The sequence below is a fragment of the Bradyrhizobium sp. AZCC 1721 genome, from assembly GCF_036924715.1.
GTDB lineage: Bacteria > Pseudomonadota > Alphaproteobacteria > Rhizobiales > Xanthobacteraceae > Bradyrhizobium.
Genome location: NZ_JAZHSB010000001.1, coordinates 6969023 through 6987913, shown reverse-complemented (window position 1 = coordinate 6987913; position 18891 = coordinate 6969023). Strand labels below are relative to the sequence as shown.

The following is an 18891-nucleotide window of genomic DNA, read 5'->3' as shown; positions in this document are numbered from 1 at the left end:
GTCTCGTTTCGTGGCTATCGGCTCAATGCCCGGCAGCGCTCGGGCGGCAGCGTCAGCCAGACCTCGCTGCCCTTTTGCACGCTGGTTTCGGTCGGCGTGGTGGCGCGCAAACTGGTGCCGTCGGCCACCTCGACCATGTAGTCCCGCACTGCGCCGAGATAGACCTGCCGCGTGACGACCGCCTTGACCGCATTCTCTGGTGAAGCCGGCGCCTGCGTCGAAAGCCTGATATCGTGCTGGCGGATCGCGACCACGGCGCCCTCACCTGCGGTGAGCGGTGCGCCGACCACCTTCAGCGTCGCGCCCGCGAAGGCAACATGGTTGGCATCGCGCGCGGTGCCCTTGATGACATTGCTGGCGCCGATGAAGCGGGCGACGAATTCGGACTCCGGCCGTGCGTAGATGTCTTCGGGCGTGCCGAGCTGGTCGATCCGGCCGCCGTTCATGACCGCGATCAGGTCGGCCGTGGTCATGGCCTCGGACTGGTCGTGGGTGACGTAGACGGTGGTGTAGCGATATTCGTCGTGCAGGCGGCGGATTTCGAACCGCATCTCCTCGCGCAAATTCGCGTCGAGGTTCGAAAGCGGCTCGTCGAGGAGCAGCGTCTCCGGTTCGACGATCAGAGCGCGCGCCAGCGCCACGCGCTGCTGCTGCCCGCCGGAGAGCTCGCCGGGATAGCGCTGCGCCAACGCCTCGAGTTTTGTCGTGGCCAGGATCGCCGCCAGTTTTTTCGCGATGGTGTCGCGGTCGAGCTTGCGCAGGCGCAGGCCGTAGACGATGTTTTCGGTCACCGTCATGTGCGGCCACAGCGCGTAGCTCTGAAAAATCATCGACATGTTGCGCTGTTCGGGCGGCAGCGTGCGCGCGCGTGACGACATCAGCCGCTCGCCGACATGGATCTCGCCGTCGGAAGGCTCCAGAAACCCCGCGATCAGCCGCAGCGTGGTGGTTTTGCCGCAGCCCGACGGCCCCAGCAGGCAGACCAGTTGTCCGTGATCGATTTTCAGGGAGACGTTATCGACCACCGCAAGCGAGCCAAATCGCTTGGTCAGGCCGCGCAAATCAACGGACGCCAATCGCCTCACTCCCACTCTTGTTCTTGCACGGATCAGCGCCCGGCTTGGTATGCCAGTATACGCACTAATGCGGCTTGGAAAAGAGAGTTGGCTTGGAGGACGACCAGCAATTTTTGTCGTCCCTGCGAACGCAGGGACCCATACGCCGCGGCCCGCGGAAATGGCACTACGCGAGACGGCTTCATCTCACAACAAACAGTCGTGGTTATGGGTCCCTGCGTTCGCAGGGACGACAGTTTCTACGCCTCGACGTTTTCGCCGAGATACTCGATTGCGGCCTCGGTTCCGCCCTTGCCGTGTGGAATGTTCAGCGCGTTGAGGCCGACCTCGACGACGCCGAGGGTGCCCAGGATCATCGGCGCATTGACATGGCCCATATGGGCGATGCGGAAAGCCTGGCCGGACAAATCGCCGATGCCGGTGCCGAGCACCACGCCGCATTTCTCCTTGCAGTAGCGCTGCAGCGCGGCTGGATCGTAGCCGTTCATGGTCACGGTCGTCACGGTGTTGGAGCGCTCATTGGCCTCCGCGATGTTGAAGCCAATCACCTGACCCTCGCTCCAGACCGCGACCGCGCGGCGCACCGCCTCGGCGAGCAAACGATGGCGCTGAAACGCGTTCTCCAGCCCTTCCGTCTGCAGCATGTCGATCGCCTTGCGCAGCGCGAACAATAGATGCACCGGGGCAGTGCCGGCATATTTGCGGTAATGCTCGCTGCCCTCGCGCTCGGTCCAGTCCCAATAGGGCGTGCGCAGGTTGGCCTTTTTATGCACCTCGCGGGCGCGGTCGTTGGCGGCGACAAAGCCTAGGCCGGGGGGCGTCATCAGGCCCTTCTGCGAGCCGGACATCGCGACGTCGATACCCCACGCGTCCATCTCGAACGGCATGCAGCCGAGCGAAGCCACGGTGTCGACCATGAACAGCGCGGGATGCCCGGTCGATTTGATCGCCTTGCCGATCGCCTCGATGTCGTTATAGGCGCCGGACGCGGTGTCGACCTGCACGGCGACGATGGCCTTGATGGTGCGGTCCTTGTCTTGCCGCAGCCGCGCCTGGACCTCGCTCGCGCGGATCGCGCGGCGCCAGTCGCCCCTGAGCACCTCGACCTCGGCGCCCATCGCCGCCGCCGCCTGGCCCCAGCCGATCGCAAACCGTCCGCTTTCCAGGACCAGCAGCTTGTCGCCACGCGACAGCACGTTGGAAAGCGTCGCTTCCCACGCGCCATGGCCGTTGGCGATGTAGATGTAGGATTTGCCTTTGGTGGCGAACAGCTTTGAGAGATCGCCGAGCAGGCCGTCGGTCAATTCCAGCATCTGGTCGGAATAGATGTCGAGCGCCGGGCGATGCATCGCCTGCAGCACTTCGTCGGGCATGGTGGTAGGTCCCGGGATGGCCAGAAATTCCCGGCCCGCACGAACGGTCATTTGTTGGTTTTCCTTAATCGGCAGATACGCGAAATGGAGGCGTTGGAGACGTGGCAACACAATATTGGATCGCAGCGGTCATTGCGAGCGCAGCGAAGCAATCCAGAGTCGCAAAAAGATCAAATTGCTCTGATTGCTCCGCGCCTGGCGGGCTATTTGCCGACGGCATTCGCGATCGCGCGCCAGATTTGATCCTTGAGTTCGGTCGCCCGCGGGCTCGGGATCGTCACCGCGGGCCCCTCGCGCTTTCGGCAGGCCTCGACCAGCCGCAGCACCCAGATTTCGCCGTCGGTGTAATAGGCGTCGCCGCCGCCGTTCCGCCCTGCGATCGTGGGGCCGATGCCGGTGACCTGGTATTTCGCGTCCACCATGCCGGCATTTTCCAGGTCAGTCGCAAGCAGCGCGCGCTCGGCGTCGAGATCGGGCGAGATGTGGTGCGTGACGGCGGCGGTGTATCGGCTGACGCCGACGCCGCGATCCTCCGTCGCAGCTCCGAGCCAGACCGGTCGCTTTTCCTCGCCGCTCTCCAGCACCTTCCAGTAGCGCACATGGTTGCGGCGGTCGGCGCTGCTCCCGATCGGCTTTTCATAGGCGAGATCCTCGCGGCGGCCGAGGTAATAGAGGTTGCTCACAGGTGCCTCCTTGTAGGGGCGATCGAGCAGTACGCTGCCGATAATCTCGATCGAGGATTTCAGCGTAATCCGGTCGGCCGGATACCAGCCCGCCGCGTGCATGGCGCAGACCACGTCGCGCTGGTCTCCGATAAGCCCGACATTCATGGGATCGCCGGGAATGCCCTGCGCGGTGCGCGTCACCATCGGCATGCTGGTCAGCCCGCGCTGATGCTCGTAATGCGTCCAGAAGCCCGGCAGCACCAGATAGGCGAGCAGGCCGTAACCGCCGAGGATGACGAGCGCGAGCAACATTGCCCGCCGCAAGCCGCGTCGTTGCCGCATTCGTTTTTCGATGCGTTGATCGGACACCGTAGATGCCGCTCCCTCTCCCCGCAAGCGGGGCCGCGGTTGAAGAGCACCGCTACCGCCGCGTCTCGCGACAACCGGCGGCTTCGGCCTCCTCGACCGAGCAGAACCAGCGCGTGCCTTTTGAGATCTTCATTTCGATCTTCGCATACCAGCGGCTTGTCGGCTGGTGATAGATGCACTCGCCGGAGCGATTGACGTTGCCCTTGATGGTGCAGTCGGGCGAGGGCGCCACCGGTCCGGATGCCGAGGCCAAGAGGACGGCCCGCGCATTCTCCGGCGGCTGGACGGCGCCGAGAACGGCGGTTTTCTTGTTGCGGATGCGCCAATCCCATGGCGCGATGAACGCGCCCTGCCACATGCCGGCCTTGGCCTCGCGCGCGGCCTTCTCGTCTGCCTCGTAGTCGCGCGAGAGGCGCGTCTGCGCCAGCGCCCAGCCGTTCGACACCAGCCATTTCTGGATGTCCTCGCCGTCCGCCTCGCAGCGCGCCACCGTGCGGCCGCGGCGATCCGCCACCGCCCGTGTGTGACAGGTCCAGCTCCTGGCTCCGAAACGCTTGATCAGCTCGTCGCGCGCGGCGGCGCCGCAGGTCCAGCGCTCAGCCCTCGTGTTGAGGCAGAGCTGATCGACGGCCGGCGCGTCGATGCCGCCGAGGCGAATGCGATGGTTGCCGATCTGGAGCTGATCGCCCTCGCGGATTTTTGGAATGCCGGTGATGTCGGCCGCGTGTGAGGTGACGGGCAGTGACAGCAGCAGGAACGCAGAAAGCAACGTCCGTAGTTTCATCGGCAATCCCGGTGGCAAAATGATATTGTGCGGACAATGGAGCCGTCTTGCCAGAGCAGGGGTGTCGCACCGCTTTCAACTTCCCGCGAGATATTCACCCTCCCCTGGAGGGGGAGGGTCGCCGCGAAGCGGCGGGGCGGGGTGACGGTCTCTCGTTTCGATCAGTGCCCGAGTGGAGAGATCACCCCACCCCGTCACCCATCTCGCTTCGCTCGATCCGTGCCGACCCACGAGCGAGCTTCGCTCGTCTCGGACCCCTCCAGGGGAGGGTAAGCACCGCGTGTCACGCATTGCCCTTCGTCATCGCCCGCCGCGCCAACGCCAGCCCCATCAGCACGAACGCCGACGTCACTTCCGGGCCGCCGACCAGAATCCGCGTCGGCGTCTTCATCTTGTTCCACTCGTACGCCCGGTACGGCCCGTGCCTGCCGCCCTCGCCGAGACTTGCGACGATGCAGTGCAGCGCCGGCGCGAATGTCGAAACGTCGGCGCCGAGATGCGCCAGCGCCATCAGCGCCAGCGCGGCGTCGAACGGGTTCATCTCGCGCGCGATCAGTTCACCCTCGACATAGGCCAGCACCTTCTCGCGGATCAACGCAAACGTGCCGTCCGGATCGATCGCCTGCCGCGCGGGCTCGGGCAATGCCATGAACGCGGCATGGCAGCGGCCGAAATAGGCGGAGTAGAGTTCCGGCAGGTAATAGATGTGCGAGCGCGGGTTCTTGAACGCGCCGCTTTCGGCGAGCCGCCGCTGGAAGCCCAGGATGCGATGCACCGTCTGCAGCCGCTGCGGCGTCTCCAAAATCTTCCAGCGCGAAAGGTTGCGGAAACTTACCTCGAGAATATCGAGGTTGAGCGTCGGATCTAGATCGTTGCCATAGGGCCGGTCGCCCGCGAGATTATCGATCCAGGTGACGACGCCGCCCTCGTAATCGATATTGTCGTTCAAGGGCACGGTGACGCGCGGCTCGTTGGCGCCCTCGCGCACCTGGTAGCCGCGATAGAAGTCGAGCAGCGGCTGGTCGAGGATCGGATCGGTGCAGCCGGCTTGTGTGGCGGCCGAGAACGAGCACGCCGTGGTGTCGCAGTCCGGCACGTAGATGCCGAAGCCCAAATCCTGCTTGATCTGCGAGAAGAATTTTGAAAAGCGCGGATGCGGCAGCGGCGCCAAGGCCGTGATCACGTTCACGGTGGTGCCGTCATGCGCGGGCACTTCCTCGGCTGAGGTCTTGAGACAAAAATCGACCATCTCCGAAATCGCGCGCCTTGAGGCCGCGGCCTCGTCCGAAGACGCCAGCCCGGTCTCGACGTAACTGAGCAGCGCCTCGGTGAAGAAGGCGTCGTAATAGGCCGAGCGGTGGCGGATCTGCATCGGCTGCCACATCGGCTCTGCAATCCCTCGCCAGGGCGGGTTGATGAGCGCGCGCGCTGGCGAATGCGCGATGAAGATCCGCGCCAGGCTGAACAGGAGCGTCGAGTTCTTGTAGCCGCGCGAGTTCAGCCCGGTCAGCGCCATCAGCATCTCGCGCCCGCCCATGTCGGCGTCGCCGATCAGGTTGAAGGCGGCATAGGTCGGGATGAAGCCGTTTTTGGCGAATGAGCCGAGCAGATGCGCGCCGCAGTGGCGGATCACCCGGTCGATCTCGGCATCATCGGGCACCCGCCCCCGCGCCGCCACCGGCCCGGGGGCGGGGTGGCGGACATTAATACCCGCCATCAGCTCGGCAATCGGCTGCCCCACCGCGGCCCAGTCCGGCTCGGCATCGTCGCGCGCCCTTCGCAGCGCCTCCTGCAAGGCGCCGAGCCGCTTCTGGTCGCGCAAGGCCGGGTGCCCGGTCCGCCGCAACAGCGGCCGCAGCGCCGGGTTGCCCAGCGCCGTGCGATAGAATTTTCCCAGATGGGGGTCGCCGCCGCGGTATTTCAGCAGCACGGGGTCGCAGACGTCGTAGAGCGACGGGCCGTCTTTCCGCGCGGTCAGCGCCCGAAATGCGGCGCCGGCGATGGTAGAAAAGCCCATGCAGTTTCTTTCCGCCGGAACGGTGAAGGGAGGGCCACGTTGAGCACGATCCGTAAAACCCCGGTAGTCCCGGGGTTTTGGAACGGGCTCGATGGGGAGTCCACGCAGCCACCGCCGGCCGGATGGGCCTGCAAGCCCTTGAGAACTAACCAAATCCGGCGGGGAACACAATGTGATATGGGTCACTTACCTGGCGTTAACCCTCTCCCATAATCGGCTGCAATTGGTTCCATGCGTCGAATGAGGTTGTCCGGATGGGCCCGACAGGCTAAAAGACCGTTGTTGCGGTGCCGCAAATTGAGCGCAATTAGACGGCACACATCCGGCAACCCCATCAAACCTGAACGGTCCGCACGCGACTAACTGGCGCGGTCTTGCTTGGCGCTATGGACAAACTTGGGAATGGAAACGCGATGAACCTTGGTCAGCTCTGCATTTCCCGCCGCACCGTCACCATTGCCGTTGCTTTTATCGGCCTGGTGTCGCTGGCGATCGGCGCCCATGCCGCGCTGAACAAGCGTTCGCTCGACGCCGCCAAGGCAATCGGCACCGAGCAGACCGGCGTGATCGGCACCTCCGCCCGCGTCGCCCTGGTGATCGGCAACGGCCATTATCCGGATGCCGCAGCGCCTTTGTCCCAGCCGATCAACGATGCCCGCGGCCTCACCGCCGCACTGCGCGCCAAGGGGTTCGATGTCGACGTGGTCGAAGACGCCACCAAGGACGACATGGCTCGCGCCGTCGCTCGCCTGAAAGACAAGATCAAGCCGGACACCGTCGCGCTGCTGTTCTTCGGCGGCTACGGCGTCCAGGTCGGACGCGAGAGCTTTATGATCCCGGTCGACGCCGCGATCTGGAAGGAAGCCGACGTCCGCCGCGACGGCGTCTCGATCGAGCAGGTGCTTGATGCGATGACCGAGAAGGGCGCCAGCGCCAAGCTCGTCGTCGTCGACGCCTCCCGCCGCAATCCTTACGAGCGCCGCTTCCGCTCCTATTCCCATGGGCTGGCCCCGATCTCCACGCCGGAGAACGCGCTGATCCTGACCTCGGCCACGCCGGGCAAGGTGGCCGACGACGGCAAGGGCCAGTACAGCGTGCTGGTCACCGAGCTGCTCAACAATCTGAATTCGCAGTCCGGCGTCGCCAGCGCATTCAACAAGACCCGCATCTCCATCTCCCGCGCCTCCGACGGCGAGCAGGTGCCGCAGGTGTCATCGTCCTTGCTGGAAGACGTCCGCCTCGGGGGGTAAGGCCAAGACCTCTCCACATCGTCGTCCCTGCGAACGCAGGGACCCATACGCCCCGGCCCGCGGAAATGGCACACGGCGAGACGGCTTTGCTTCAACGACGAAGTGCAGTGGTTATGGGGCCCCTGCGTTCGCACTAGGGCATGCACACTTGTTGCGCCGCAAATACTCATGAAAAGCCAAGGGTTTTTGCACTTCTCAAGTGTTGCGACGTAGTTTTGCTGCGCGCGCTCTCCACCCCACCGAAGCGCTGGAGATTCCGATCTTGCGCGAAAACGCCAGCCTTGATTCCAAAATTTCGATGAGCTCGCATCTTCGATTCTAAAATTGCATATGAAGCCTGAATCGCACTGCAACATGTGTGCATCCACTAGTGCGTTCGCAGGGGCGACGGATAGAGTGTCGGCCAATCTCCCGTCGTCCCTGCGAACGCACGGACCCATACGCCGCGGCCCGCGGAAATGGCACACGGCGAGACGGCTTTGCTTCAACGACGAAGTGCAGTGGTTATGGGCCCCTGCGTTCGCAGGGGCGACGGATAATGTGGTGATAGCGAGCCTTAAACAATCAAATCACTAAGATCCCGCCACTCCAGATTTTCCCGCTCGATCAGCTCAATCTTCCAATCGCGCTTCCAGCGCTTGAGCTGCTTTTCCCGCGCAATCGCTTCATCCGCTCGCTCGAACGCCTCGACATAAACCAGCCGGTAAACGCCGTAGGTTTTGACGAACGATGACCCCTCGCCGTTGCGATGCTGCTCCATCCGTTTCGCCAGCGAATTGGTCACCCCAATATACAGCGTCCCATGACGCCGGCTCGCGAGGATGTAGACGTAGTACATGCGCGGCTCTCGTCGTCCCTGCGAACGCAGGGACCTATACCGCGTGATCTACCGAGGAAGCGCGGTAGCAGACACCTTATCACACAACGAAAGCCGGTGGTTATGGGCCCCTGCGTTCGCAGGGGCGACGGTGAGAGTTGCTGCCGCCCAGCTACTTCGCGTCGGCGCTCGCCGTCACCGCGCGCACCGGATCGCCCTCGCGCAAGAGCGCGCCGGCGCGCGCCACCACGATGTCGCCTTCCTGCAGGCCCGAGGTGATCTCGACCTGGCCGGCCGACATCAGCCCGGTCTCCACCCGCCGCGTTTCGACGCGGGCGCGCCGCACCACCTGCACCACGGTGCCGGCGGTGCCGTAGAGGATCGCGGTCAGCGGCACCGCGACGCCGCAGCTCTGTCCGGTCCTGATCTGCGCGCGGCCACTCGAATTGATGAGCAGCCGCCGGTTGGTGGTGACGCCGACGAACACCTGCGCCAGCTGGCTGTTCGGCTCCACCGTGGTCGACAGCCGCCGCACCTTTCCATCGACCTCGCCGGCGCCGATCACCTTGATCCGCGCGGTCTGGTTGATCTGCAGTTTGGCGATATCGCGCGTTGGCACCATGCCGACCAGGTCGAACTCGCCGCGCGCGATGATCGAGAACAGCGCTTCGCCCTTGCCCGACGCCATCGCGCCGACCGACGCCGTCGTGGCCGAGATCACGCCGCCCACCGGCGCCTGCACCGAAATCTGCCCGCCTTCCGGCAAAGCTAGCCGCGCCAGCACCTGCCCCGCGGTGACGCTGTCGCCCGCATCCACCATCACCTCGGCCACCTTCAGCCCCATCCGCTCGGGCCGCACCTGCGTCTCCTCGCGCGCAATGATGGTGCCGGACACCTCGACGATATTGGCGAAGCAGGATTTTTGCGCCTTGAGCACGGTGACCGCGGCGCCCTTCGGGGCGGCGGGGTCGGTGTCCTCGGCGGCGCGGAGGGAGCTCGAAAGGCAGATCAAGCCTGCGGCAATCAGGGGGGCCAGCGTAAGTGAAAGGCCGCGCGTGCGGAAGATGGTCATCTGCATTTCGTTCCCGGTTTCGGCCTTAACCGATACCAGAAGGCCGGCGGGAGAGCCAAGCGCCAAGAATGTCACCCCTCCGCCCGGCTGCCGGCCTCTGCCAGCGCCGTTTCGAGCGCCAGCGGAACGCCGGCCAGTTCGTCCGCGCGGGCGATGTGTTTCGCGATCGCGGGATTGACTGACGAGGCATGGGTAAGCGGGAGCATATGGCCGGCAGCCGGCAAATGTTGCACCTCGGCGCAGTCCATGATCGCGCCGAGCCGCTGCACAATGCGTTGGGTGAGATAGGGCGACAGCCCTCCCGAAAACAATAGCGTCGGCACGCGAAGCGAGGCCGCCGCGGTGGCGACATTCGCTTCGGCGAACGCCGCCGTGAAATCGAATGCAAGCTTGTCGGCGCGCTCGATCATGCGCAGGCGCGCGCTGGCCGGCAGCGGATCCTGCGGGCCGGAGCCGTTCCAGAATTCGATGAACATGTCGATCGCTTCCAGCGCCGATCCATTCCAGAGGTCCTCGGAAACGTCACGCGCGACCTGGGCGAAACGCGCGTGAAGCCGCCGGTCCGCCTCGCTTTCGCACAGCAGTGTCGGCAGCACCGGCTCGATCAACGTCAGGCTGCGCAGGCGATGCGCGAACGGGGAGCAGGTCGCGATCTTGAACGCAATCGCGCCGCCGTAAGAATGGCCGACGAGATGGATGGGGCCGTCCGCATCGTGGAGCTGGCCGCTCAGGCATCGAACTTCCTCCGCGAGCGTCAGCGGCAGATCCGCCGCGCAGCAGCTATTGGTGCCATAGCCCGCGATGTCAGGGGCGAAGAATCGATGCGCGCGCCCGAGTTCATCGGCGAGCGTCTTCCATTGACGGCCCGAGCCCAGCGAGCAATGCAGCGCCACGACGCAAGCCTTTTCGCGCTCTGCGCGCGAGATTGGAATCACATTGGTCATTGAAATGCTGCTGATTTTTATGCGGGACGCCACCGGCGGAGCCACGCCAATGGCTCCGCTAAGATATTGCTGGCGCGACGTTTCACTGCTTGGTGATGACGACCTCGAGATATTCGCTGGGCACCACCATCGTGCCGTCGCCGGAGCGGTTCATGCGAACGATCAGGGCATGCAGGTCGTTATGCAGTTCTTCCTGTTTCGCCGGATCGAGGGCTGCGAACGCTTTCAGCACCGGGCCGTAATACGTCTTGAACACGTCGAGGAAGTGCGCCGGCGAGCGATAGCGAAACCTGAACAGGCGCGATTCCGCTCGGATCGAGCGCGCGTCAGCGTCGAACATTTCGGTCAGCCGCGCGCTCGTTCCCCACAGCGCCGGCGATTTGGTCCCGGCGGGCGGTGGCAGATATTTGCCGAGCGTCCTGAAGACCTGTCCGATAAAACCGTCCGGCGTCCAGTTCGCCAGGCCGATCCGGCCCTTGGGCTTGCAGACCCGCATCAGCTCGGCGGCCGCGCGGTCCTGGTTCGGTGTGAACATGACGCCGAAGGTGGAGAGCACCGTGTCAAAGCTGTTATCATCGAACGGCAGGTTTTCCGCGTCAGCTTCTCTGAATTCGATTGGCATGCCTTCCGCCGCGGCGCGTGCCCGACCGCGCTCCAGCAACGCCGGTACGTAGTCGGTCGAGGTGACGTCGCACCACCGCCGGGCCGCAGCGAGGCTCGCCATGCCGTTGCCGGCGGCGACATCGAGCACTTTTGAGCCGGCCTTGAGATCGAGCGCCTCGCAGAGTTCTTCGCCGACGATCTGCAGCGTCGAGCCGACAATGGCGTAATTGCCTGACGACCATGCGGCCTGTTGACGCGTCTTGAGGGCTGCAAGGTCGGGGGCAGGTTGGGCAGAATCGGCTTGGGCAGAATCGGCCTGGGTTTGGGTCGCTGCGATCGCGCTCTGGGCGGCCATCGATGTCTCCTTTTGGGATGCCGCGGCCACGGAAGAGGGCCGCGATGAACCAAACATGGTCTTGGGCGGACCTAAAGACTGTGATGCGGGGCTGATTTTGCCTTGAGGGGACCCTGATTTTTCAGTGAGGTGCCTGTTTCTGTGAGATTTTTCACAGCGTCCCGCCGGGAAATTCGCTCGACCTCTTCCGGGAGCATGATCCGGAAAAGTGGATACCGGTTTTCCCTCGGACAAGCGCGGAGGGTTTGCCCGGAGATCATGGTCAAACAAGAAGTGCGGGACAAAGTGACCGGAAATTTACGTGCCGATCCGAAATGACTTATGACGATTTAACCGGGATGACGCCGTGCAATTTCACTTTTCCAACCATGTCCTGGATGTCGACCTTCGCGAGCTGACCCGCGGCGGCCAGAGCGTGGCGGTCGAACCGCAGGTGTTCGATCTGTTGGTTCATCTGATCGAAAACCGCGACCGCGTCGTCACCAAGGACGATCTGATCGAGAAGGTGTGGGACGGCCGCATTATCTCCGAATCCACGCTGACGAGCCGGATCAACGCGGCGCGCAGGGCGGTCGGCGACAGCGGCAAGGATCAAATCATGATCCGCACGCTCGCGCGAAAGGGTTTTCGTTTCGTCGGCGACGTGCAGCCGAAAGCCGCGAACGGCCGCGAGGCGCGTGCCGGTGCGCCCCGGCCGCTCGACCTCACCGGCGAACCGCTGCACCCGCCCCTCCCGGCGCTCGATCGCACCGCGATTGCAGTGCTGCCGTTTGCCAATCTCTCTGGCGAGCCGGAGCAGGAGTATTTTTCGGAAGGCATCAGCGAGGACATCATCACCGCGCTGTCGAAGCTGCGCTGGTTCTATGTGATCGCGCGGAATTCCTCGTTCATCTACCGGGGGAAATCCGTCCACCACCAGCAGATCGGCGAGGAGCTCGGCGTCGGCTATGTCGTCGAAGGCAGCGTGCGCAAGGACGGCGACCATGTGCGCATCACGGCCCAGCTCGTCGACGTGGCGAGCGGCAGTCACCTCTGGGCGGAGCGCTACGACCGCAATCTTGCCGACGTGTTCGCCGTGCAGGACGAAATCACGCAGGCAGTCGTCGCGGCGATCGAGCCGCAACTCTACGCTGCCGAGGATTTCCGGGCCCGGCGCAAGGCGCCTGACAACATGGATGCCTGGGATCTGGTGATGCGGGCGCTATCGCATTATTGGCGCGTGACGCGGCAGGACAATCTGGTCGCGCAGGCGCTCTTGGAAAAGGCGATCAGCGTCGATCCTTCTTACGGCCAGGCGCTCAGCCTGCTGGCTGCCTGCCATACGTTCGGCGCCCATATGGGTTGGCAGGAAATGTCCAGGGCCGTACCAACGGCGGAGCGCGCGGCGCTGGCAGCGATCCGGGCCGACAGCGAGGACGCGTGGGCGCATTATGCGCTGGCCAGCGTCTATCTGTTCAACCGGCGCTTCGATGATTGCATCGCCGAATTCGAGCTGGCGCTGCGGCTCAATCCGAATTTTTCGCCCGCGCGCGGCATCTATGGTGTTGCGCTGTCCTATCGCGGGCGCTGGGAAGACGGTGATCGCGCGGCGCGCGAGGCGCTGAAACTCTCACCCCGCGATCCCTTTGCCGCGATCTATTGCGGCGTCGCCGCCTATTGCCAGTATGTCGGCAAAAATTACGCAGAGGCGATCCGCCTGTCGCGTGAAGCGCTGCGGCAGCGCGCCGACTTCGTCGGCGCCCACCGCGTGCTGACGGCCTCCCTCGGCATGGCCGGCGACACTGACGCCGCCAAAGCAGCCGTCGAGGGCCTCCGCGGCGCCCAGCCCAACTTCTCGCTCGCCTGGCTGGCCAGCGGACTGCCGTTCGAGCACGAGGCTGACAAGGCGCATTACCTGGAAGGGTTTCGGCGCGCGGGCCTGCGATAATTGAGATCTGCAATAGCTTCGCGGCGATATCTCAAGAGAGTCTGGACGGTAAATCAGAGCGGTCTGAAAGTCTTGGCCGGTCGCAACGGGCATGTTTGACGCTGCCCTCGCTGCCGCGAGGTCAGTGCTCCTCGCGCCTTCGGGCGTACGTACCGAAGCCTGCTGACACCATGCTGGCAGCAGGCCTTCGATAGAAAGGGTGCCCGGCAAGCTCACCGGGTTCCGGCTACCGTTTGAAAGAAAATAGCCATGACTATGCTGACCACCATTCCGACCTCCGCCATCAGGCCATTTGCCTGGCGAACTGCGATTTGGCTCGCGCGCCTGCGCCGTCTCGTCAACAGCTTCCTCGCAGCGGTCATTGCGCGCCACGAACGGCACGCCATGCGCGAGGCCCTGCGCAAGCTCGACGATCGCCATCTCGAGGATCTCGGCATGTACCGCACGCAGATCGACAGCAGCCTCGAAGAATTGGCGCAGACCCGCGCGCGAATGCAGCAGCCCGGTTGGCACTGACAGGCGGGCGCGTCCACGTGGCTTGTTGTCAGGCGGCCGCAACGGTTGCAAGCACCCGGTCGTTCCCAGCGCCCTCTGATTTTCATGGGGCGATTGATGAAGCAAATCCTCGGGCGCAACGGCGCTGCGGGAGGATTTCCGCGGTTTGAAATTTCGAAGCGAACGCGCGGCACATTCACTGTCGTCCCTGCGAAGGCAGGGACCCATACGCCGCGGCCGGTGTAAGGGGCACACGGGGAAACGGCTTTGCTTCAATAACTGGGAGCGGTGGTTATGGGTCTGCGTTCGCAGGGACGACGGAAACGTTCGCAGGGCGACAGGAGGGGACGGCGGCTACTGCATCTTCTTCCGTCGCGCCGCAGCGGCATCGACCACGTTGTCGACCGACTCGCGCCAGGCGGTGATCTCGGCCGCTAAAATCGGATGGTTGAATCCCTTCAAATTCAAATCGTCGATCGGCCGTCCCTCGACCCAAGGCTCGACCATGCCATAGACGCGGCGGCTCACCACGATCTGGTTGGCCTTGGCCTCGTCGCAGAGACGCGAGGCAAGATTGGTGACACTGCCGATCGCGGCGTATTCCAGGCGCTGCTCGAAACCGATCTGGCCGAGGGTGGCGTAGCCGAGGGCGATGCCGATGCCGAAGCCGAGATTGTGGCCGCGGTTGCGCCACTTCTCGGTCAGGCCGCCGATGGTGTCGCGCATCTCCACCGCCATCCGCACCGCGCGCGCGGTGTGGTCATCGAACTGGATCGGCGCGTTGAACAGGATCATCACGCCGTCGCCGGCATAGCGGTCGAGCGTACCCTCATACTTGAAGATCAGCTCGCCGAGCGCTGCGTGATATTCGCGCAGCACGTTCATCGCCTCTTCCGGCTCGGTGGTCTCGGTGAACGCGGTGAAGCCGCGCAAGTCGCAGAACGCCACCGTCACCTCGCGGCGGTGACTGTCGAGCAGGCCCTCATGGCCGTCGGAGGAGGCGATAAGCTGCGCCACCTGCGGCGCCAGGAAACGCTCCAGCCGCCGGATGCGCTCGATCTCGCCGAGCTGCGTCTCCACCCGCTCCTCCAGCGAGCGATTCCAGTCGCGGAGCTGGTCGGTCTGCTCCTGCAGCTTGCTCGCCTGTTCGCGCACGATGTCGTTGGCGGCGAGCAGCTCGCGGCTCTTGTGGTCCACTTCGGTGAAGAGGCGCGCATTGCGCATCGCCAGCACCGCCTGGTGCGCAAACGTCTTCATCAGGCCGATCAGGTTGGCGGAGAACTCGCCCTCGTTCCGCCGCAGCACCACCAGCGATCCCAAAATGCCGGTCTGGTCGACCAAGGGCACCACCAGCACCGAGTGGAAGCCGGCTTCCATCGCGACATCGCGCAAGGGATGTTCGGGCGTCGCGCCGAGCTGCGGGATCGCGATCGGCTCGCCGCTGGTCGCGGCCTCGCCGAGCGGCGAATGGTCGGCGTCGATGGCGCGATGGCGGCCTTCGGCAGCCTTGTCGATGCCGATGGCTTCGGTCAGGCTGAACTGGTGATTGCCGGCGTCATAGCCATAGATCAGCACGGCGTCGGCGTGGGTGATCTCGAGCGCGCGCGCGGCAACCGTGGGCAGCACGGCGTCGAGATCGAGCGAGGAGGCGACCGCGCGGCCGACCTCCTCGAGCACCTTGAGCTCGTTGATCGATTGCGCCAGGTCCCGCGTCCGCTCGTTCACCTTGGCTTCGAGGTTCGAATAGGTTTCGGCGAGCTGCCCGGCCATGCCGTTGAACTGGTTGGCGAGCTCCTCCAGTTCGTCTGATGTCTTCACCTCGATGCGGTGGCCGAAATCGCCGGCGCCGAGCCGCCGCGCGCCGGCCTGCAGCGCCGTGATCGGCACCAGCAGGCGCCGCGCCATGATGGTGCCGGCGATGATCGCGACCACGAGGCCAAGCGCGATCAGAAGCGCGATCCGCACCAATTGATCGCGGATCGGCGTCAGCGCCTGCGCCGTCGGCTGTTCGAAGAACACGCGCCAGCCGAGTTTCGGCACCAGGCTCGACGTCGTCAGCACGGCGTCGCCATTGGCATCCAGGCCTGACGCTGGCGCCACGCCGCCGGGTTTGCTGACAGCGGCGACCTGCGGCAGTGCCGACAGATTCTTGCCGACCTCGGGGCCGTTCGAGGACCTGGCCAGCACTTCGCCCTTGGCGTCAGTGACATAGGCGTACGCCACCTTGCCGACCTGGGCGTCGATCAGGAATTCGGAGAGGAAATCGAGATCGATTTCGGCAATCGTGATGCTGCCGTCGGCATGCGACAGCGCGATCGACATGAATGGCTGCTGGTCGCGCAGATAGGCCGGCGCAAAGCTGGTGCCGCGCGAGACGGTTTCGGTGAAGCGGACATCGCGGGAGAAATCGGCGTTGCTGCCGAGCGTGACGGTCTGTCGCGTCAGGCGGAGCTGCTCGCGGCCGTTGCTGCCAAGCAGCGAGAGCTGGCTGACCTGCGGCACCTGCCGCAGCAATTGGGAGTAGTCGGCGCGGCGATCCTCGATCGTCTTGGTGGAAGCGCGCGTCACCCAGGAGATCTGCCGCTCCAGCTCGGAGATCGACTGCGCGATCCGCTTCGCGGTCGCCTCCGCCTTGTCGGACATGCCGTCGTGGAGCGAGCTCTTGATGCCGCGATAGGTGATCCAGATTTCCATCGCGCCGTTGATGGCCAGCACGAACACGACAAGCCCGACCAGCGCGACGACGTATTTGGCAAACAGCCCCTCGCGCAGAAACTTTGCTCTATCGTTGCCCTCGCTCATCCGGACCCTCATGCGCCACGCCCTTAAGCATGCGCATCCGTTCGTCGCTTGCCACGGGGCGCTATTGGGGAGCCCCGGATGAGGCCTGTTTAGCACGAATTGAGGGGGCCGGCGGGGCCCTCCGCCAGCATGGTTAGCCCCGATTTTAGGCAGGAATCCGCAGATTCGTCGTCATGCGCAGGCCCCGCTTAACCTCCCCCCGCGAAGAGCGGGGCGAGGGAGTATCAAACTCACCGATTGAACAACTGCCGCAACACCTCGTTCATCGGCTGGCTGTCCTGCTGCGCGGTTGTATCGCTTGGCGGCGCGGGAGTTGCCGGTTCGGCCGGCGCGACTTGCGTCGGCGCCTCGGCGGGCGAGGTCGGCGTCAGGCTCCGTTGACCGCCCGGGCGTGCGCCGCCTTGAGGCTGATTCTGGCCCAATCCACCCAAGCCCTGAATGAGATTGCCGATGGTCTCACCAAGCTGTCCGCCGAGCGGATCATTCGGCTTGCCGCCCGTCTGGCCGCTGCCGGGCGCAGTGCCCTGTCCGCCGGCCGCACCCTGTTGTCCGCCGCCGAGCAGGTTGCCGATCGCAGCGCCAAGCCCGGCGCCGTTCGGTCCGAACAGGCCCTTGCCCATCTCCCTCAGCTTGGCATAGGCACCCTCCGGATTGTCGAGGATGCCTTGCATCTCCGGATAGATCCGTGGGCTCCCCCATGGGCCCTCGAGCATCACGGGAATGCCGAGCCCGACCGGATCGCTGACGCGGCCCTGGCCTTCGGTGGTCATCACCAGTTTCGGCTCGACACGGAAGCCGATCTGCTTGGTGCCGAGATCGACGGTGCCGACGCCGGTCATCTTCACCAGCGGGCCGACGAGGTTGAGATCGGTGGTCTGCGCCTGCCCCTTGTCGATCTTGAACGATGCCGACAATTGCGAAAGATCCGTCGCCTTCTCATCGCTCGCCTGCCAGCCGGACAAGGTGCTTGCTGTCAGCGAGCGGATCATCTGCGCGACATTGAGCCCCTTGATGGCGCCGTCCTGGAACACGACGAAGGCGGTGCCCGCCATGTTCGACATGATCGCGCGCTGGCTGGTGCCGGAGGAGCGCACGCTGATCTTCGCCTGCATCCTGCCGTCGATCCTGTCGAAATCAGCAAGACCATCCAGCAGCGGCAGCGCGCGCACGCCGGTGAGATCGGCCCGCATCGCATAAATGGGATTGGCGGTGGAGACATCGACGGTCAGGTCGCCATTGGCGTTGCCGTCATAGGCGCCAAGGTTGGAAACCTGCGTCTTCAAGATGCCGCTTGCGAGCGTGGCGTCGATCGCGGCAGGGGTGAAGCGCGCGTCGCCGATCTTGAGTTCGGCCGCGGAAATCCGCGCCTGCAGGTCGACGTAGTTGAGCCCATTGACGTCGATCGTCGCGTTGCTCCAGGGCTGGCCTGAGGAAGAATCGGTGCTGCGCGACATCGCGACCGTGAGCTTCTGGAAATCGAGGTCGAGCTTGACCAGCGGCTTGCTCGACAGATCGACCGAGGCCCAGCCGTTGAACGCGCCGTCGCCGAGGGCGCCGGTGACGCCGTTGATCATCACGACCGAGCCGTTGAGCCGGGCTTCGGCCTTGGCCATGAGCTGCGCGTGCAACAGGCCCGGCGCGTCGATCTTGATCTCGGCCGGAATATTCTGCCGTTCGAGCGGCGCGGCGGGCAGCGCCGCCTTGGCTTCGACTTTCAGCGGATGGCCGCCGCTGCGCGCGCTGCCGGTCAGCGTAACCTTGCGGTCGGCATCAATCGTGATGTCGGCGTTGACGGTCTCGATCCTGTTCTCGACGCGGTCGCGCAAATTGGAGAACACGATGGTGCCGCCGGTGACGCTGACATGCTCGATCGAAAAGGCATCCGCCGCCTTGCCGCCGGCGGGCTTCGAGGGAGGATTGGCCTCCCTCACGCGCTCGCGCTTCAGGGGCAAATTCACCACCGGGCGAATGATCACGAGCTCGGTGATCTGCGGCCGGCCGGCCCACAGGCTCGCCAGCGTCACGTCCGCCTCGATGCTCGAGGCGGTGAAACGATGGTTGATGTCGCGATCCTTCGGATCTTGCAGCGTGACATCGTTCAGCCGGATGTTGAGCTGTGGCCACAGGCCGATCTTGGCACCGCCATTGATGGCGAGCTTGTAGCCGGTCTCGCGCTCGATCCGCTCCTGGATCTCGGCCTTCAGGTAGCCCGAGGGGATGCCGATCACCAGCAGCAGCGCGATGACGACGATCACGGCGGCAATGATGGCGCCGGCAATTTTCAGTGCTCTCATATCGACATTCCAGACCGCACAAACGGCTCTTATTTCGGTGGCTCGACA

14 protein-coding genes are annotated in these 18891 nt (G+C 64.6%); 3 read left to right on the top strand and 11 right to left on the bottom strand.

Translation table 11 applies throughout. The features are described from left to right. Positions 1–14 precede the first annotated feature (14 nt). The 5 genes from V1273_RS33235 to V1273_RS33215 form a co-directional block, all read right to left on the bottom strand. Entirely contained in the window at positions 15–1085 is a 1071-nt protein-coding gene (locus V1273_RS33235; RefSeq protein ID WP_334412056.1) for an ABC transporter ATP-binding protein, read from the bottom strand. Positions 1086–1315: 230 nt separating this feature from the next. Beyond that, entirely contained in the window at positions 1316–2500 is a 1185-nt protein-coding gene (locus tag V1273_RS33230; RefSeq protein ID WP_334412055.1) for a pyridoxal-phosphate-dependent aminotransferase family protein, read from the bottom strand. 152 nt (positions 2501–2652) lie between these two features. Then, complete coding sequence (locus V1273_RS33225) at positions 2653–3456, bottom strand: LssY C-terminal domain-containing protein (RefSeq protein ID WP_334412054.1); 804 nt, start codon at positions 3454–3456, stop codon at positions 2653–2655. Positions 3457–3535: 79 nt separating this feature from the next. Further along, positions 3536–4267 carry a thermonuclease family protein gene (locus tag V1273_RS33220; protein WP_334412053.1) on the bottom strand — a complete coding sequence of 244 codons (732 nt, stop codon included), beginning with the start codon at positions 4265–4267 and terminating at the stop codon, positions 3536–3538. Positions 4268–4550: 283 nt separating this feature from the next. Beyond that, positions 4551–6284, bottom strand: coding sequence for a hypothetical protein (locus V1273_RS33215; protein ID WP_334379828.1), 1734 nt, complete (start codon positions 6282–6284; stop codon positions 4551–4553). Between the two features lie 413 nt (positions 6285–6697). On the opposite strand from V1273_RS33215, the gene V1273_RS33210 reads away from it, so the two are divergent. After that, positions 6698–7534, top strand: a complete 837-nt coding sequence (locus V1273_RS33210; protein WP_334365529.1) for a caspase family protein — start codon at positions 6698–6700, stop codon at positions 7532–7534. 556 nt (positions 7535–8090) lie between these two features. On the opposite strand, the gene V1273_RS33205 is transcribed toward V1273_RS33210, so the two are convergent. The 4 genes from V1273_RS33205 to V1273_RS33190 form a co-directional block, all read right to left on the bottom strand. Continuing rightward, the gene (locus V1273_RS33205; RefSeq protein WP_334365528.1) at positions 8091–8372 is read right to left on the bottom strand and encodes a GIY-YIG nuclease family protein; all 282 of its coding nucleotides are present in this window, start codon (positions 8370–8372) and stop codon (positions 8091–8093) included. 151 nt (positions 8373–8523) lie between these two features. Continuing rightward, positions 8524–9423: an efflux RND transporter periplasmic adaptor subunit gene (locus tag V1273_RS33200; protein ID WP_334412052.1), complete on the bottom strand. Its 900-nt coding sequence runs from the start codon at positions 9421–9423 to the stop codon at positions 8524–8526. A 71-nt stretch (positions 9424–9494) separates the two neighbouring features. Further along, complete coding sequence (locus V1273_RS33195) at positions 9495–10367, bottom strand: alpha/beta fold hydrolase (RefSeq protein WP_334412051.1); 873 nt, start codon at positions 10365–10367, stop codon at positions 9495–9497. Between the two features lie 82 nt (positions 10368–10449). Then, positions 10450–11325, bottom strand: a complete 876-nt coding sequence (locus V1273_RS33190; RefSeq protein ID WP_334379830.1) for a class I SAM-dependent methyltransferase — start codon at positions 11323–11325, stop codon at positions 10450–10452. A 346-nt stretch (positions 11326–11671) separates the two neighbouring features. Between V1273_RS33190 and V1273_RS33185 the strand changes: the two genes are divergently transcribed. Beyond that, on the top strand, positions 11672–13252 hold the full coding sequence (locus V1273_RS33185; protein ID WP_334412050.1) for a winged helix-turn-helix domain-containing protein: 1581 nt from the start codon (positions 11672–11674) through the stop codon (positions 13250–13252). Positions 13253–13501: 249 nt separating this feature from the next. Continuing rightward, positions 13502–13768, top strand: coding sequence for a DUF1127 domain-containing protein (locus V1273_RS33180; RefSeq protein ID WP_334412049.1), 267 nt, complete (start codon positions 13502–13504; stop codon positions 13766–13768). Positions 13769–14101: 333 nt separating this feature from the next. On the opposite strand, the gene V1273_RS33175 is transcribed toward V1273_RS33180, so the two are convergent. Further along, positions 14102–16549 (bottom strand): adenylate/guanylate cyclase domain-containing protein, encoded by a 2448-nt coding sequence (locus V1273_RS33175; RefSeq protein WP_334412048.1) that lies wholly within the window; start codon positions 16547–16549, stop codon positions 14102–14104. A gap of 230 nt (positions 16550–16779) precedes the next feature. Then, on the bottom strand, positions 16780–18843 hold the full coding sequence (locus V1273_RS33170; RefSeq protein WP_334412047.1) for an AsmA family protein: 2064 nt from the start codon (positions 18841–18843) through the stop codon (positions 16780–16782). Between the last annotated feature and the right edge of the window lie 48 nt (positions 18844–18891).

Excerpts from the sequence above, each read along its gene's own strand:
- V1273_RS33230 (WP_334412055.1), bottom strand. The coding sequence starts at position 2,500 with ATGACCGTTCGTGCGGGCCGGGAATTTCTGGCCATCCCGGGACCTACC.
- V1273_RS33225 (WP_334412054.1), bottom strand. The coding sequence starts at position 3,456 with ATGCGGCAACGACGCGGCTTGCGGCGGGCAATGTTGCTCGCGCTCGTC.
- V1273_RS33220 (WP_334412053.1), bottom strand. The coding sequence starts at position 4,267 with ATGAAACTACGGACGTTGCTTTCTGCGTTCCTGCTGCTGTCACTGCCC.
- V1273_RS33215 (WP_334379828.1), bottom strand. The coding sequence starts at position 6,284 with ATGGGCTTTTCTACCATCGCCGGCGCCGCATTTCGGGCGCTGACCGCG.
- V1273_RS33210 (WP_334365529.1), top strand. The coding sequence starts at position 6,698 with ATGAACCTTGGTCAGCTCTGCATTTCCCGCCGCACCGTCACCATTGCC.
- V1273_RS33205 (WP_334365528.1), bottom strand. The coding sequence starts at position 8,372 with ATGTACTACGTCTACATCCTCGCGAGCCGGCGTCATGGGACGCTGTAT.
- V1273_RS33200 (WP_334412052.1), bottom strand. The coding sequence starts at position 9,423 with ATGACCATCTTCCGCACGCGCGGCCTTTCACTTACGCTGGCCCCCCTG.
- V1273_RS33195 (WP_334412051.1), bottom strand. The coding sequence starts at position 10,367 with ATGACCAATGTGATTCCAATCTCGCGCGCAGAGCGCGAAAAGGCTTGC.
- V1273_RS33190 (WP_334379830.1), bottom strand. The coding sequence starts at position 11,325 with ATGGCCGCCCAGAGCGCGATCGCAGCGACCCAAACCCAGGCCGATTCT.
- V1273_RS33180 (WP_334412049.1), top strand. The coding sequence starts at position 13,502 with ATGACTATGCTGACCACCATTCCGACCTCCGCCATCAGGCCATTTGCC.
- V1273_RS33175 (WP_334412048.1), bottom strand. The coding sequence starts at position 16,549 with ATGAGCGAGGGCAACGATAGAGCAAAGTTTCTGCGCGAGGGGCTGTTT.
- V1273_RS33170 (WP_334412047.1), bottom strand. The coding sequence starts at position 18,843 with ATGAGAGCACTGAAAATTGCCGGCGCCATCATTGCCGCCGTGATCGTC.